The sequence below is a fragment of the Polaribacter sp. SA4-12 genome (assembly GCF_002163675.1).
GTDB lineage: Bacteria > Bacteroidota > Bacteroidia > Flavobacteriales > Flavobacteriaceae > Polaribacter.
Window position 1 is genome coordinate 2,658,059 of the sequence record NZ_CP019334.1, and the last position, 15,745, is coordinate 2,673,803.

Here is a 15,745-nt window from a genome sequence, read left to right on the forward strand (position 1 = left end):
AAAGACGTCTTTATGACGTCTTTTTTTATATTTAAATTTTAAATAAACATTATGAAACTATTAAAAAAGATCACATTATTACTTTTAATTGTTTTTTCTAGCTGCATAGCGCAGGAAGATTCTAATAAAATTATCGAAGTGCAATATGTTGCACACACAAGAGGAACTTCACTAAGTATCACTTATAAAAATGATTCAGTTAAATATAAAACGAATTCAAAGGATAAAACACTAGTTCTAAGCAAACATCTACAACAAAAGATACAAGAAGAAGCTAATAAATTAAACCTTAAAGAAATATCAAGTTTAAAAGCTCCTTCAAATAGGCGCTTTACAGATGGAGCTTTAAGTGCTAATTTTACAATAAAGACCAACACTAATGTATTTACGTCTTCAGATTTTGATCATGAAAACCCACCAAAAGAATTAGCGCCACTTTATAATATATTTAAAAAAGCAAAAAAGGTTGAGAATTAAATTCTCAACCTTTTTTTTATATACTTAATTGTCTTTTCTTATCTCAATAAAGGAGAATAGTTTGTAGGATAATCACCTGCTTTAGCTAAACCATCTGTAGCTGTTGTAAAGTTTGAACCAAACTCTGCATCCATAGAAGCAAGAATTTTATTTGCCATTAAAGCATAACCTCTAGCAGTTAAATGAACACCATCTAAACTTACTAAACCACCTGTAACTAAACTAGTTGTTAGAGTATAACCATCAAAAGCAATTCCTGTAGAAGCTTCAGATAAAACACCTTTAAAGTCTACCATTGCAATATTTGAGTTTGAACTAGCAACTGCAGCTATTGTTGTATTGTAAGCATCAGTAGCTGTTTTTATATTAGTTTGTTCTTGTGGTGTTAATACCCATTCGTCACCTAAGGCAACACCTACACCATAAACACTTGCTGCATTACTTGGGTCTGCTAAAGTACCAATAATAGCAGAACTTGCTAATAATAATAAATCATCAGCAGTTGCTTGTCTATATGAAGGAATTCCTAAAGCAGATAAATCTGTTAAATCTTCATCAACTATAACAACTGCATTTTGACCAGCAGCAAAAGTAATTGTTCTTTTAGCAACTTCTGCAGCATCAATCATACTATAAGACTGTGCAACTAACAAACCACCATTATATTGAGCATAACCTGTATTTACAGCTGTTGCAGTTCCTGCATCTAAAGGAATTGGGTTATAAGGTACGGTTGTAAAATTAGCTAAATCTGTAATGTAAGGTACGTTTGCTACCACTCCTTTTGCTCCATTTGCTGTTAAAGCAGTTACCATACCACTAAAAACACTTGCAAAAACATTAGGGTCTGTAATATCTGAAACACCATAAGAAGTTGGATCAAAGTTTCCTGTTTGATCTACTCCAGAACCTCCAGAAAGTGCATATCCTAAAACATCATTTCCACCGATTTCTGATAATGTAAAAAATGTTGGACTTTGTGCTAAAACATCTCCCATAACTGAAGCAGTAGGGCTAGAAGCCATTCTACCAAAATAAGGATTTAATTGTCCATAACCAGCAACTCCTAAATGAAAACTTTTTGCTCCAGGTGCACCAAAATTATTAAATGGTCCACTAAGAACCGTTGTTAGTTCTGTTGTAGGTAAAGCATCTAATCTTGCTGGTCCTGCTCCATCAAAATAAAACCTTGTTGGTTGAACTGCTGTTCCACCATAAACCAATCCTCCAATATTATCATTCATTAAAGGTTGAATAAACTCTGTTCCAAATTTTGATGCCAAAATATTAGGAAAAGAATTTTCTTGAGCTGCTTTAAACATTGCTCCATCTGTATAACCTGCAGTAAAAGAAGCTCCAATAGAAACGAATTTAGAAAAATCTAAACCATTTGCATTTAATTGAACCTCTGCTACTACTTCTTCTGGAATTGCATCCAACTCATTGTTTACATCACAAGATGTTAAGCCAAGAGTTAAAAGAAACAATCCTAAATATTTATAATTCTTCATTAAATTTTGTTTTTTTAGTTATTAATTGACCAAGAAAGGTAGTATTGAGAACCAATTGCACCTACACCAGGAGCACTTAAATACTCTTGTCCTGTTAAGTTAGCTCCTCCTAATTTAAATACAGATTTCCAAGAAGGAACGCTATAATTAATTTGTGCATCTAAGACTGTTCTTGATTTTATAGTTGCATCTACAAAAGTAGATTCCCATCTATATTTATCTTGCCATCTTGCATTAATATTAAAACCAAAGTTTTTAAACAAATCAGTTTTTCCAAATTGTAATTTTACTTTGTGTTTTGGGGTATTAAATCCTGCTTCAAAATCTGGGTTTGCTGCTTGATCAAATTCAAATTCAGCAAGCGTATAATTTAGACCTAAATTAAACCCATCTAAAATCTTCGTGTTTAAACCGATGGTTGCTCCATAAGAACTAATATCTGCTGTTGAGTTTGCATACAATTGAAAAACTTTAAAACCTCCAACTGCATTGTAAGGTACAATAACGTTCGTATTAGCAATAAAATCTTCATATTTATTATAATACACACTTAAATCTACTGTAATTCTATTAGAAGCACCTGTGTTTACCAAACCTCTATAACCAACTTCAAAAGCAGTTACTTTTTCTGGTTTTACAAATGCAACATCTGCTTTAACAGTTCCTCCACTTGAGACAGTATAAGAATTTTCATAAGCATCTCTACCAGTTAATGTATAACTAACTCCAGCATCTTGGAAAGTTGTAGAATATCTATCTATATTATCTTCAACACCACCTACTAAAATAGCACTACCAACATCTAAACCAATGTATTGATCTTGAGTTGTTGGATTTCTAAAACCTGTTTGAAAAGAAGCTCTAAAGTTTTGATTTTTATTTTCTCCTCCTGCATAAGCAAATGAAACTCTTGGTGAAAAATTACCATCAAAATTTTGTGCTTTATCATAACGAAGAGAAGCTGTTATTTTTAAACGATCATCTTCTAAAAATTTCTTTTGTGCTTGTGTATAAATACCATATTCATCATAATTAATAGGACCATCTGCATCCGTAAATATATTACCAAAAGAATTTAAAGAGTATCTTCTATAAGAAGTACCTACTTGAATCTCTGCAAAGTCTATTACATCTTGAAAATTATAATTTGCATCTCCATGATATAATTTAGTTTGATCTCTAAATTTTGCACCTGTTAATAAGTTTGGATCATTAGTAACTTTATTAAAAGCTGCCTTAAATTCTGCTGAACCTGGTTCATACCTTCCAGTTTCTGCAGTTTGTCTTCCTAAAGCATGTGCTTGATCTGATGTTAAACCTCCTAAAGTTCCTTGTAAATAAGCACCCGTATATTGACCAAACCAAGTGTTATCATCTTTCCATGCTCTATTAATATTTATTGCTGTAAATAAGGTATTGTATGAATCACCTGCATCTTCATCAGTCACATAACCTCTTACAAAAAAGTTTTTACCTCTAACTTCTAATTTATGCTGCTGCATAAAAAAGTTTTTAATACTATATTTTTGACCTCCTAAATACTGAGTAGTTCCAACTCCAAATTTAGAATTCAAAATAACCTCTAAACGATCATCACCAAATGGACGGAAGTTTAATGACCCACCAAACTTAACGCTTTCTACACCATAATCAATTAAATCTCTTTCGTTATAACCAGTTCTACTGATGTTTTCACTTGGTATAAGTGAAGCTGCTCCATTAGGTATTACTCCTAAAGATTCAAGAGCTTTAGCAACACCATTTATATTTGTAGAAACTACATCTCCAAATACATTAACACCATTATAATTTCTATCAGACTCTCTATCACCAGCAACTAATTCGCCACCTCTAGTATTTCTATAATCAGTTGCAAACCAATCAGTACCCTCTAATACAGAAAGCGTTGCTTTTGCAGCAAATTTGTCAGAAAAAGCATATGCCATTCTTATATTAAAATCAGTAAACTCATTGTTTCCACCAGCTTCTTGACTCGTCATTCCTCCTTTTAAAGAAAGACTAATTCCTTGATCTTCAAAAGGACTTTTACTTGTCATAAACATAATACCATTAAAAGCATTTGCACCATATAATGCAGAAGAAGCTCCTGGTAGTAATTCTACTGTTTTTACATCTAACTCAGACATACCTAATAAATTACCTAATGCAAAGTTTAAAGCTGGAGATGAATTATCCATTCCATCTACTAATTGCATAAAACGTGTATTAGAAAATGTAGCAAAACCACGAGTGTTAATAGACTTAAATGTTAAACTGTTTGTATTAACATCTACTCCTTTTAAATTCTCTAGTCCGTCATAGAAACTAGGTGCAGAAGTGTTTTTAATGGCTCTACTATCCATTCTTTCAATAGTAACTGGAGACTCCATAATACGTTCTGGAGTTCTAGAAGCAGAAACTACGATTTCATCTAAAGAAGTTTCGTTTTCTACTAAATCAACATCAACTTTCTGATTGTTTTTTGTTATTTCTACTTTTGCTGTATGAAATCCTAAAACAGAAATTTCTAAAGTAAAAGGTGGTTTGTCGGCTACTTTTAATACAAAGTATCCATCAAAATCTGTATTAGTTCCTACAGATTTTCTGGAAATTTTAATATTAGCCCCAGGAATCGTTTCTCCTGTTTTTGCATCCTTAACTGTACCTGAAACCGTGGTTTGAGCGACCATTGTAACACTACCAAAAGCTATAAATGCAAGAAGTAAAATCTTTTTTATCATAATTTGAATTATTTGTTAACTTCGGCAAAATACAATATTTTTTGAATAATTCAATAAATAGGTCATTTTTTTAAGATTTTAACAAAAAAACGACTTCTTTTTAACAAAAAGAAAGTGAAAAAAGGACTCTTTTAGACATTAATAGAAACGGCTAGTTATTGTACATTTGTAATATCATTAATTATACTTTTAGTTGAACACAATTCATAATATTTCTAACTTTTCTACAACAGAAAAAACATACGTTACTATTGGTACTTTTGATGGTGTTCATTTTGGGCATCAACAAATTATTGAGAAGCTCGTTTTAGAGGCTAAAAAAGCAAATAGAAAATCGGTATTACTTACTTTTTTTCCACATCCAAGAATGGTGTTGCAAAAAGACAATTCTTTAGAGTTGATTAACACTATTGAAGAACGTGCAGAACTTCTTAAAAAAACAGGTTTAGATTACTTAATTATTCATCCTTTTAGCAAAGAATTTTCTAGAATGACTGCTTTAGAGTTTGTTCGTGATATTCTTGTGAATCAACTTAATATTTCGAAATTGATTATTGGTTACGATCATCACTTTGGTAAAAATAGAGAAGGAAACATTGTTCAGTTAACAGAGTATAGTCATTTATATGACTTTACGGTGGAAGAAATTCCTGCACAAGATATCGATGACGTTTCTGTTAGTTCTACAAAAGTAAGACGCGCTTTGGCAGAAGGAAATATTGAAACTGCCAACAACTATTTAGGTTACAATTTTATGTTGACTGGTTCTGTTGTAAACGGAAAACAATTAGGAGGAACAATTGGATATCCGACAGCAAATATTGATGTAAAAGAATCGTATAAATTGATTCCTAAAACGGGTGTTTATGTTGTAAAATCTACGATTGATAAAAAAGAAGTATTTGGAATAATGAACATTGGTAATAGACCTACTGTAGATGGTAGTTACCAAACAATTGAAGTCCATTTTTTAGATTTCAATGGCGATTTATACAACCAAAACCTTACAATAGAATTGCTTTATTTTTTACGTGATGAAGAAAAATTTAGTTCTATTGAAACTTTAATTGTTCAGATTAAAAAAGACGAACAAACTGCCAGAGATTTTATAAAAAGTAAGTCTTAATTTTTAAAATAAATTTATTTTATAGAATTGCACTTCGCGTTAAGGATTGAACAATTGTTTGAGCTCTTTTTTGTTTTTTCACAAAAAAAGCGAGTGTGAAAGCCTGACCCTTGTGGTAACACCCAAAAACATTTTTAGTTTTCTTTTAATTCTATGATTTCTATTTGCTTATCTGGTTAAAATTTTACACGTTTTTTTATTTCTGATTTCGTGGTAAATCCATCTCACAAATTATATCTTTGCATTTACAAAATTCTACAAAAATGTTACAAGTACAATTTATTAGAGACAACAAAGAAACTGTTTTAGAAGGATTAGCAAAACGTAATTTTGCAAATTCTGAAACAATTATTGAGCAAGTTTTAACTGCTGATGAAAATCGAAGAAAAACTCAAGTTGAGTTAGATGATACTTTGGCGGAATCTAATAAACTGTCCAAAGAAATTGGTGGTTTCTTTAAATCTGGACAAGTACAAAAAGCAAACCTTTTAAAAGAAAAAACGGGTCAGTTAAAGGACAAATCTAAAGAACTTGGTGAAAGTTTAAATGATTTTACTGAGGCTTTACAAACCTTATTATATACGATACCGAATATTCCTCATGCTTCTGTAAAAGCAGGAAAGTCTGAAGAAGATAATGAGAACATTTTTAGTGAAGGAACGATTCCTGATTTAGGAGAAAATGCATTACCTCACTGGGAATTAGCTAAGAAATACGATATTATAGATTTCGAATTAGGAAATAAAATTACGGGTGCTGGTTTCCCGGTTTATAAAGGAAAAGGTGCTAGAATTCAGCGTGCTTTAATCAATTATTTTTTAGATAAAAATACAAAAGCTGGTTATAATGAAGTTCAGGTTCCTCATTTGGTAAATACAGAATCTGCAACTGCAACTGGGCAATTGCCAGATAAAGATGGACAAATGTATCATTCTACAGTAGATGATTTATATTTAATTCCTACTGCAGAAATTCCTATTACAAATATGTTTCGTGGAAACTTGTTACAAGAATCAGAATTTCCAATAACTGCAACGGGTTATACGCCTTGTTTTAGAAGAGAAGCAGGTAGTTATGGTGCACATGTTCGTGGTTTAAACAGATTACATCAATTTGATAAAGTAGAAATTGTACGCATTGAGCATCCAGATAATTCTTACCAAGCTTTAAACGGAATGGTAGAACACATAAAAGATATTTTAAGAGAATTAAAATTACCTTATAGAATTTTACGTTTGTGTGGTGGTGATACTGGTTTTACAGCTGCTTTAACTTTTGATTTTGAAGTATTTTCTACGGCGCAAGATCGATGGTTAGAAATCAGTTCTGCATCAAATTTTGAGACGTTTCAAGCAAATAGATTAAAACTTCGTTTTAAGAATAAAGAAGGAAAAAGCGAATTAGCACACACACTTAACGGAAGCTCTTTGGCTTTACCACGTGTTTTGGCTGGAATCTTAGAAAACTACCAAACAGCAGACGGAATAAAAGTACCAGATGTATTGGTTCCTTATTGTGGGTTTGATATGATTGATTAATATTTAGTGTTCAGTTTACAGTATTCAGTCGCAGTTTTCAGTTAGCTATTTTGCGTAAAAGCTCTTTTTGATATAGTTGAGTACTGTTTACTGCAACTGCAAACTGAAGACTAAAAAACGGCGTACTAATTAGAAACTACAGCTATCATTAATCTTTTATATTTATTCATTTCTAAAAGTGCATTAAAGTAAGCACTAATTTGTCCGTTTTTCATAAACTCTATTGAGTTGTTTTTTGCAGTTTCGTATTGTGCTGAAAAAGTATTCATAATCTTAAAATTTGATTGGTTATATATACTATAGACAAGTTTCGTGCCAAAACGTTACAAGAAACACCTCGGAATAGATGGCTTTAATAAAATTTTAACATATTTCTTAAGTATCTTTGATTCTGATGAAACCCTCACAGAGGGATTTTGTATGTTTACAGAAAGCTATTATTATTATTAGCTAAAAGAGTACATCAACAATAATTTTAACTCCTTTTTTTGAAGACATTTATTTTTATATTTTTTCTTACTATAACTAGCATTAGCTACTCCCAAAATGATTATTTATTGGGAGAAAGTTATTATAGAGAAGGTGAATATGAAAAAGCGACTCAGATTTTTAAAAAATTATATTCTAAAAGTCCTTTTAATACTTCTTATTTAAGTCGTTTAATTTCTTGTTATCAAGAAACGGATCAATTTTTAGAAGCAGAGAATTTATTAAAATCAAAAATTAAAAAGAATCCTAAACAAGGATTTTTATATGTGTATTTAGGTTATAATTACGAGCGTCAACAATTAAAAGAATTGGCAGAAAAGAATTATAATTTAGCCCTAAGTTCTTTGGATAAAAGGGCTTCTTATGGAGGAATTATTAGTCGTGTTTTTAAAGATTACAACTTATTAGACAACGCAATTTTAGCGTATGAAAAAGTAATGGCAGAAAATAAAAATGCTAATTATAGTTTTCAGATTGCACAGATTTATGGAGAAAAAGGCGACTTCAAAAAAATGTTTGAATCGTATATTAATTTGGTTGATAAAACTGAAAATTATTTAAGTCTCGTTCAAAGATATACAAGTAAATATATTACTGATGATTCTGAAAATGAAGCAAATATTTTATTCAGAAAAACGCTTTTAAGAAAATCTGCGAGCAATCCAAAAGATATTTGGAATGTGTTGTTAAGTTGGTTGTTTACACAGCAGAAAGATTACGGAAAAGCACTAATTCAAGAGAAAGCTTTGTATCAAAGAAACTCAACAGATTTAGATGCTATTTTTAGGGTAGGAAAAATAGCTTTTGAGAATAAAAGTTATGAGGAAGCAAAAGAGTGTTTCGATTTTATCAACCAAACATCAACTTTATCAGAAGAAAAAATAGCGGCTAATTTATACATCGCAAAAATTGCAGTTGCTACCAATAATTCTGAAGCTGAAAAATTATTTGAATCGTTATTTAACGAGTTTGGGAAAAATACACAGACGTTAAAATTACAAGTTGCTTATGCTGATTTTTTAACGTTTCAAAAGAATAAACCAAATGAAGCAAAAGCCATTTTAGAAAATGCTTTACAATTTTCGAAGTCGAAGTTTGATAAAGCAAGAATAAAATTAAAACTGGGAGATATCTTAGTATTTACAGGTAAATACAACAAAGCTTTAATCTACTTTTCTCAAATACAAACACAACTAAAAAACCACGAATTAGCACAACAAGCTCGTTTTAAAGTAGCACAAACAAGTTATTTTAAAGGCGATTTTACTTGGGCAAAAGCACAATTAAAAGTATTAAAAGGTTCTACAACACAATTGATTGCAAACGACGCTTTAGAGCTCTTTTTAATCATTACAGACAACGAACCTGTAGATTCTATTCCTTCTGGGTTAAAACAATATTCTAAAGCAGCATTGTTAGCTTTTCAGAATAAAACACAACAAGCAATTGATACTTTAAGCATTATCAATAAAGATTATAAAGGACAGCCAATTGAAGATGAAGCGCTTTTTAAACAAGCACAATTATTCATCAAACAAAACCAATTTGAAGCTGCAATTGTAAATTTCGAAAAAGTAATTTCCTTAAATCCTGAAGGTATTTTAATTGATGATGCGTATTACGAATTGGCAGAATTGTACAAAAATCATTTAAAAAACCCTGAAAAGGCATCAGAATACTATCAAAAGATTATTTTTGACTATTCTTCCAGTATTTATTTGGTAGACGCAAGAAAAAAATACCGTAAAATTAGAGGTGATAAAGTTTAAATACTTTTGAATTTTTACAATTAAACGATTAAACAACACAAATGTACATATATAACGTAACTATAAATATCGATGAAACTGTTCATTTAGAATGGTTAACTTGGATGGAAACTCAAATACCTAATGTATTAAATACAGGTAAATTTACTTCTGCAAAACTTACTGAAGTTTTGGTCGAAGAAGATATGGGAGGAAGAACTTATTCTGTACAATACACAGCAAATACAAAAGAAGATTTAGAAGATTATTATAAACACGATGCAGACAAATTGCGTAGTGAAAGTCTTAAAAAATTTGGCGATAAAATGTTAGCTTTTAGAACAGAGTTAAGATTGGTAAAAGAGTTTTATCCTACAAATACTAGTAATTAAAAAAGAATTGAAAGCGTTTCAACTCTTTTAATTTCTTTTTCTTTAAAAAAAATAGAATCATGTCAGTTAAAGCAAAAAAACATTTAGGTCAACATTTTTTAACGGACGAAAGTATTGCAAAAGATATTGCAGATGCTTTATCGGGGAACGGATATGATGATGTTTTAGAAATTGGCCCAGGAATGGGGGTTTTAACAAAATACTTATTGCCCAAAAAAGCAAAAGTTACTGTTATGGAATTAGACAGAGAATCTGTTGCTTATTTAAATGATACTTTTCCTTTAGAACATATTAAGTTAGATACTTCAACAGAACATTTTAGTATTTTAGAAGGCGATTTCTTAAAGAAAAACATTCAAGATATTTTCAATAAAAAGCAAGTAGCTATTATTGGTAATTTTCCATATAATATTTCTACTCAAATTGTTTTTAAAGCAATAGAAAATAGAGAATATGTTCCTGAATTTGCAGGAATGTTTCAAAAAGAAGTGGCAAAAAGAATCGCAGAAAAAGAAGGAAGTAAAGTGTATGGAATTCTATCTGTTTTAACACAAGCCTTTTTTGATGTGGAATACTTATTTACAGTTCCGCCAACTGTTTTTAATCCGCCACCAAAAGTAGATTCGGGTGTTATTAGACTTGTTAGAAAAGAAGATTATTCATTACCTGTTGATGAAAAACTATTTTTTAGAGTGGTAAAAACTGCTTTTCAACAACGTAGAAAAATGTTACGTTCTAGCTTAAAATCTTTTAACCTTTCAGATTCTTTAAAAGAAGATCCTTTCTTTACAAAAAGACCAGAACAATTATCTGTAAATGAATTTATAGAATTGACTCAAAAACTAGCAGAAAATGGCATTTGAAATCACAGATGAATTTATAGAACAACTATCCGACGTTATAAGCTCTAATGATGATAAGGTAATTTATTCCTTATTTAAAGATGTCCATTATGCAGATATTGCAGAGGTTTTAGACGAGGTTAATTTTGATGAAGCAATTTATATCATCAAACTCTTAGATAGCGAGAAAACGTCTGAAATTCTAATGGAATTAGACGAGGATATTCGTGAGAAAATCTTAGAAAACTTATCTGCAAAAGAAATTGCAGAAGAAGTTGGAGAAATGGACTCTGATGATGCTGCAGATATTATTGGTGAACTTTCTGAAGAACGCCAAAAACGTGTAATTTCTGAGTTAGATGATCATGAGTTAGCAGCAGATATTAAAGAATTACTTTCTTACGAAGAAGAAACTGCAGGTGCTTTAATGGCAAAAGAATTGGTAAAAGTCTATGAAACATGGACGGTTGCTGGCTGTATGCGTAGAATTAGAGGGCAAGCTAAAGATGTTACTAGAGTACATTCTATTTATGTAGTAGATAAAGAAGAGAAATTAATTGGTAGGCTTTCTTTAAAAGATTTAATTATTGCCAAGTCTGATCAAAAAATCTCAGAAATATATATAGATCAAGTAGATGCTGTAAACGTAAATGAAGATGATGAAGAAGTTGCTAGAATTATGGCAAAGTACGATTTAGAAGCAATACCGGTTGTAGATAATAACAACGTTTTATTAGGTAGAATTACAATTGATGATATTGTAGATCTCTTAAAAGAAGAAGCAGACAAGGATTATCAAATGGCAGCTGGTTTAACACAAGATGTAGATTCTGACGATAGTATTTTTGAATTGACAAGAGCACGTTTACCTTGGTTATTTTTAGGTTTATTAGGTGGTATTGGTGCTTTTTTAATTATGGAAGGTTTTCATGGTGTTTTTGCAAAATATGCAGCTTTGTTCTTTTTCACCCCCTTAATTGCAGCAATGGCAGGTAATGTAGGTGTACAATCTTCAGCTATTATTGTGCAAGGTTTAGCCAACGATGATGTAAAAGGAAGTATAAATAGTCGTCTTTTTAAAGAAATGCTTTTAGCGGCTTTAAACGGGTTTATTTTAGCACTAATACTATTCTTTTTTGTGTGGGCTTATCAAGGTAAAATAGATCTTGCCCTAGCAATTTCTGTATCCTTAGTAATCGTAATTATTGTAGCTGGTTTAATAGGTACTTTCGTTCCTTTATTTTTAAATAAAAGAGGTATCGATCCTGCAATTGCAACAGGTCCTTTTATAACTACAAGTAATGATATTTTTGGAATCTTAATTTACTTTATGATTGCAAAGGTTATTTTAGGCATATAAAAAAACCCTTCAGTAAAACTGAAAGGTTTTTTCCTTTTTCTCTTAACTTTTGATATAAGCCCCTAATCTCATATCGCAATTAATCCCTTTTTGTAGTATTTGGTTAAATATTACGCTGCAAATTTATAACAGTTATTAACTTTATAACTGTAAAAAACCGCAGTTTAAAATGTGGATTTCCGCAAAAGCAAAAATTAGTCTATAATGCCTAGTTCTTTTGCTTTTAAAACTAAGTCTGTATTATTATTTGCGTTTAGATCAGCTCTTAAGCTACCTAATTTTGTTTCTATAGAGCGAAGTTTTAAAAAAGAACCATCTCCTTTTGTAATCACTCCTTCTAAATTTGCAAGTTTTGGATGATTTGGAAGTTCTTTAATAATCTGAATAGCAACATCATCCATTTGAATTTGAATGATGTTACGTTTCATTATTTTTTGATGAATTTCGTGCGTGTAATAGTAATCGTTTGCTAACATTTTTTGAACAGCAAAACCAATCTCTGCAGCATCACATTTACTTTTTAATAAGTACGCATTTGGGTTTAAATTACTAATTACATTATACACTCTATTTGTTTCTGTATGACCCGTAATTACTGCAATTTTAATATCAAATTCATTATTTTTAATGGCCTTTATCAACTCTTCTCCTCCATCTAAATTTGTTTCGCTCGTAACATTATCAAAACTTAAATCTGTAAATAAAAGTTGAAATGGGTTTGTATTCTGGTTGCTTTTTATCAACTGAAAAGCGTCATCGCAATTATCGGTTGTAACTACATCAAAATCGCCTACTTCTTTTAAAGAACAAAGGATTCCTTGTATTACAAGTTGATGATCATCAGCAATTAAAATTCTTATTTTATTTTCCATGTTTTTTAAACCAATTCCGGTTTTCTTAGCAGCAACATTAAAACCTTTTCCGTTATCAGAAATTGTTAAAAAAACAGCCTTTTTTGTTTCACTAAAACTTAAAACAACATTTTTTGCCGCTGCATGTTTTTTAGCATTTTGAACACTTTCTCTTATTGTTAAAAACAAGGTTCTTTTAATAGCATTATTAATATTTTGCCAATCTACACTGTCTATTTTCTCTGCTTTAATTCTAAAGTCGATTTCAAAAAAGTCTGATATTAAATTAATGATCTGATCTTTAAAAGACACTTTATCAAAGCTTTCGCTACTTAATTGATGCGATAAATTTCTAACATTTTCTTTGATAACATCTAAACTTTTTGCTTCTTCTGTTTGGTTGGTTTTTGCTAATTTTAAATGTAACATTCGTATATCTCCAGCAACCTCATCATGTAAAGATTTTGCAATTTGCTGACGCTCTTTTTCACGTGCTTCGATTTGTTGCATCTTCGCATCAAAAAGAATTTTCTTTCTTCTACTAGAAGCAATACTTACTCCAAAACCAATCACTAAAATACTTATTCCTGCAATAAACCACCCAATTGTTTTCTGTTGTTTTTCGCGTTCTAAAAGCAATTGTTTTTCTGTATTTTCTTCTTTTAAACCCGCGTTTTCTTTGTCCTTTTTTTCAGTTTCATATCTAATTTTTGCAAACTGATTTTTTAAAGATCTTTCTCGCTTAAAAAGACTATCATTCAATATAAAATGTTCTTCTAAATATTGTCTTCCTTTTTCTCCTTTTACTAATTTAGATAACAATAAAAGGTTTTCTAAAATACGCTCGCTATTATTTACTTCTTTAGCTAAAGCTAACCCTTTTTTTGTATGAAATATTGCTTTTTTAACGTTTTTAGTAGTAGCATATACTTCTCCTAAAAGCGAATGTGAAAAAACCAAACGTTTTTTATCATTTCTCTTTTCTCTAGACTTTAAGACTTCTAAATATCCTTTTATTGCCAGTTTTTTATTCCCTAACTTAAAACTATTATAAGAATAGCCATCTAATGCTTGATAATAATCAAGAGGAAACTTATTTATCAAACTATCAATAACTAAACTTTTTTTATAGAATTCTAATCCTTTTATATTATTTCCTTCAGATTCAAAACTCTTTGCATATTGATTATATAGAAAAGCATATTTATATTTACTGATCACTTTTGATTTTCTATTGCTAACTTCGAAAGCTTTTAAGTACAATTTTCTAGCTTCTATTTGCCTATCTGTAATACGCATTATATTTCCAAGACGATTATTTAACCTCTTTAAGTAATAATAATGTTCAAGAGGTTCTATATATCGTAACCCTTGTACTACAGAATTCTCACAGCCTAAATAATCTCTTTCTCTATACTGAATACGAGACATAAAAAGTAATTTCACCCCTGCTTCTAGTGAATCTTTTAATAGTACATGAAAGTCTTTAGATCTGCTGTAATTATAAAAGCTACTATCAGATTTATTATGAAAATCAAAAGAAGTTCCTTTAAAATGATAGTATTTTGCTAAAGCAAAAGAATCATTCTTTATTTTGAAAAGTTGAAGTAATTTTTTTTCAGTTAAAGCTACATTTGCAAAGTCTTTATTGGCTTTATAAGCCATCCAACCAAAATTAATATAGGTTTTTCTAATTAAAGAGTCATTCTTGGTCCTTTCTGCTACTAAAAAAGCTTTGCTAGTTAATTTAGTTGCATTTGTTTTATTGTATTCTTTCATCAATAAAGCAATAGAATCTTTACTTTTCTCAAAATCTAGATTTTGAGAAAATGCAGAAATTCCTACAAAGAATAGTAAAAAAAATACTTTTTTTTGCATAAAAATAAAACGCTCTAATCCCATAGAGCGTTTGTGTATTAAATCAATTATTTTTCTTTAATAACAGTATCACCACTGTTATCATCATTCTCAGAATCATCTCCTCCAGGGTTTAAATTCATTGCTAATTCTTCTAAATAGTCTTCTTGTAAATTCATTTTTATGTTTTTTTTGTTTAACATCCTAAAAATAGAATTTTAGAATTAAAAACAACTATAATATGTTCATTTTTTGAAATAAATCCCATAAAACCACCCCTGTTGTTACTGAGATATTTAGAGAGTGTTTTGTACCCAATTGTGGTATTTCTAAACATACATCGGCAGCACTTACAACTTCTTGCTGCACACCTTTTACTTCGTTCCCCATAACAATGGCATACTTTTCATTTTCCTTCGGATAAAAAGTATTCAGTTTTGTGCTATTTTCTGCTTGTTCAATTGCTAAAACTTTTACGTTTTCTGCCTTTAATTTTTCTACTAAAGTCAGCGTATCTTCTACATATTCCCAAGCTACAGATTCTGTTGCGCCCAAAGCAGTTTTATGAATATCTTTATTTGGCGGAGTTGCACAAATACCACATAAGTAGATTTTTTCTATCAAAAAGGCATCACTCGTTCTAAAAACAGAACCAATGTTATTTAAACTTCTAATATTGTCTAAAACCACAATTATAGGCGTTTTTTCTACAGACTTAAATTCATCAACTGTAATTCTACCTAACTCGTTATTCTTTAATTTCCTCATAGTTTGTGAATAAGTTCACTGTAAACTGCTACTGAAAACTGCTTA

The 15,745-nt window shown here is 30.3% G+C and carries 12 protein-coding genes; 7 read left to right on the forward strand and 5 right to left on the reverse strand.

Annotation, left to right across the window (positions count from 1 at the left end):
* Positions 1–51 precede the first annotated feature (51 nt).
* Complete coding sequence (locus tag BTO07_RS11470) at positions 52–477, forward strand: hypothetical protein (RefSeq protein ID WP_087521360.1); 426 nt, start codon at positions 52–54, stop codon at positions 475–477.
* Between the two features lie 38 nt (positions 478–515).
* Here the strand turns inward: BTO07_RS11470 and BTO07_RS11475 are convergent, their stop codons facing one another.
* Positions 516–1,988, reverse strand: a complete 1,473-nt coding sequence (locus BTO07_RS11475) for an SGNH/GDSL hydrolase family protein (RefSeq protein ID WP_087521361.1) — start codon at positions 1,986–1,988, stop codon at positions 516–518.
* Positions 1,989–2,002: 14 nt separating this feature from the next.
* Entirely contained in the window at positions 2,003–4,729 is a 2,727-nt protein-coding gene (locus BTO07_RS11480; RefSeq protein ID WP_087521362.1) for a TonB-dependent receptor, read from the reverse strand.
* A gap of 193 nt (positions 4,730–4,922) precedes the next feature.
* Between BTO07_RS11480 and BTO07_RS11485 the strand changes: the two genes are divergently transcribed.
* Together BTO07_RS11485 and serS are read left to right on the forward strand one after the other, a co-directional pair.
* Positions 4,923–5,855, forward strand: coding sequence for a bifunctional riboflavin kinase/FAD synthetase (locus tag BTO07_RS11485; RefSeq protein WP_087521363.1), 933 nt, complete (start codon positions 4,923–4,925; stop codon positions 5,853–5,855).
* Positions 5,856–6,118: 263 nt separating this feature from the next.
* Complete coding sequence (serS, locus tag BTO07_RS11490) at positions 6,119–7,393, forward strand: serine--tRNA ligase (RefSeq protein WP_087521364.1); 1,275 nt, start codon at positions 6,119–6,121, stop codon at positions 7,391–7,393.
* A gap of 125 nt (positions 7,394–7,518) precedes the next feature.
* Here serS and BTO07_RS17445 read toward each other — a convergent pair whose 3' ends face one another.
* On the reverse strand, positions 7,519–7,662 hold the full coding sequence (locus BTO07_RS17445) for a hypothetical protein (protein WP_198342457.1): 144 nt from the start codon (positions 7,660–7,662) through the stop codon (positions 7,519–7,521).
* A 288-nt stretch (positions 7,663–7,950) separates the two neighbouring features.
* On the opposite strand from BTO07_RS17445, the gene BTO07_RS11495 reads away from it, so the two are divergent.
* From BTO07_RS11495 to mgtE, 4 genes are read left to right on the forward strand one after another with little or no spacing between them, the layout of a single operon-like run.
* Positions 7,951–9,651, forward strand: a complete 1,701-nt coding sequence (locus BTO07_RS11495; RefSeq protein ID WP_232457022.1) for a tetratricopeptide repeat protein — start codon at positions 7,951–7,953, stop codon at positions 9,649–9,651.
* Between the two features lie 41 nt (positions 9,652–9,692).
* Positions 9,693–10,022 (forward strand): DUF4286 family protein, encoded by a 330-nt coding sequence (locus tag BTO07_RS11500; protein ID WP_087521366.1) that lies wholly within the window; start codon positions 9,693–9,695, stop codon positions 10,020–10,022.
* A 59-nt stretch (positions 10,023–10,081) separates the two neighbouring features.
* Entirely contained in the window at positions 10,082–10,885 is an 804-nt protein-coding gene (gene rsmA / locus BTO07_RS11505; RefSeq protein ID WP_087521367.1) for a 16S rRNA (adenine(1518)-N(6)/adenine(1519)-N(6))-dimethyltransferase RsmA, read from the forward strand.
* Positions 10,875–12,224 (forward strand): magnesium transporter, encoded by a 1,350-nt coding sequence (mgtE, locus tag BTO07_RS11510; protein ID WP_087521368.1) that lies wholly within the window; start codon positions 10,875–10,877, stop codon positions 12,222–12,224. The genes rsmA and mgtE overlap by 11 nt, the downstream gene beginning before the upstream one ends.
* 194 nt (positions 12,225–12,418) lie before the next feature.
* On the opposite strand, the gene BTO07_RS11515 is transcribed toward mgtE, so the two are convergent.
* Both BTO07_RS11515 and BTO07_RS11520 read right to left on the reverse strand, forming a co-directional pair.
* Complete coding sequence (locus tag BTO07_RS11515; protein ID WP_157663334.1) at positions 12,419–14,953, reverse strand: response regulator; 2,535 nt, start codon at positions 14,951–14,953, stop codon at positions 12,419–12,421.
* Between the two features lie 213 nt (positions 14,954–15,166).
* Positions 15,167–15,700, reverse strand: coding sequence for an RNA methyltransferase (locus BTO07_RS11520; protein ID WP_087521370.1), 534 nt, complete (start codon positions 15,698–15,700; stop codon positions 15,167–15,169).
* Positions 15,701–15,745 lie beyond the last annotated feature (45 nt).

What these genes read in the sequence shown, in the direction of transcription:
- serS (WP_087521364.1), top strand. Translation starts at nt 6,119, where the DNA reads ATGTTACAAGTACAATTTATTAGAGACAACAAAGAAACTGTTTTAGAA.
- BTO07_RS11520 (WP_087521370.1), bottom strand. Translation starts at nt 15,700, where the DNA reads ATGAGGAAATTAAAGAATAACGAGTTAGGTAGAATTACAGTTGATGAA.
- BTO07_RS11480 (WP_087521362.1), bottom strand. Translation starts at nt 4,729, where the DNA reads ATGATAAAAAAGATTTTACTTCTTGCATTTATAGCTTTTGGTAGTGTT.
- BTO07_RS11500 (WP_087521366.1), top strand. Translation starts at nt 9,693, where the DNA reads ATGTACATATATAACGTAACTATAAATATCGATGAAACTGTTCATTTA.
- rsmA (WP_087521367.1), top strand. Translation starts at nt 10,082, where the DNA reads ATGTCAGTTAAAGCAAAAAAACATTTAGGTCAACATTTTTTAACGGAC.
- BTO07_RS11470 (WP_087521360.1), top strand. Translation starts at nt 52, where the DNA reads ATGAAACTATTAAAAAAGATCACATTATTACTTTTAATTGTTTTTTCT.
- BTO07_RS11515 (WP_157663334.1), bottom strand. Translation starts at nt 14,953, where the DNA reads ATGCAAAAAAAAGTATTTTTTTTACTATTCTTTGTAGGAATTTCTGCA.
- BTO07_RS17445 (WP_198342457.1), bottom strand. Translation starts at nt 7,662, where the DNA reads ATGAATACTTTTTCAGCACAATACGAAACTGCAAAAAACAACTCAATA.
- mgtE (WP_087521368.1), top strand. Translation starts at nt 10,875, where the DNA reads ATGGCATTTGAAATCACAGATGAATTTATAGAACAACTATCCGACGTT.
- BTO07_RS11475 (WP_087521361.1), bottom strand. Translation starts at nt 1,988, where the DNA reads ATGAAGAATTATAAATATTTAGGATTGTTTCTTTTAACTCTTGGCTTA.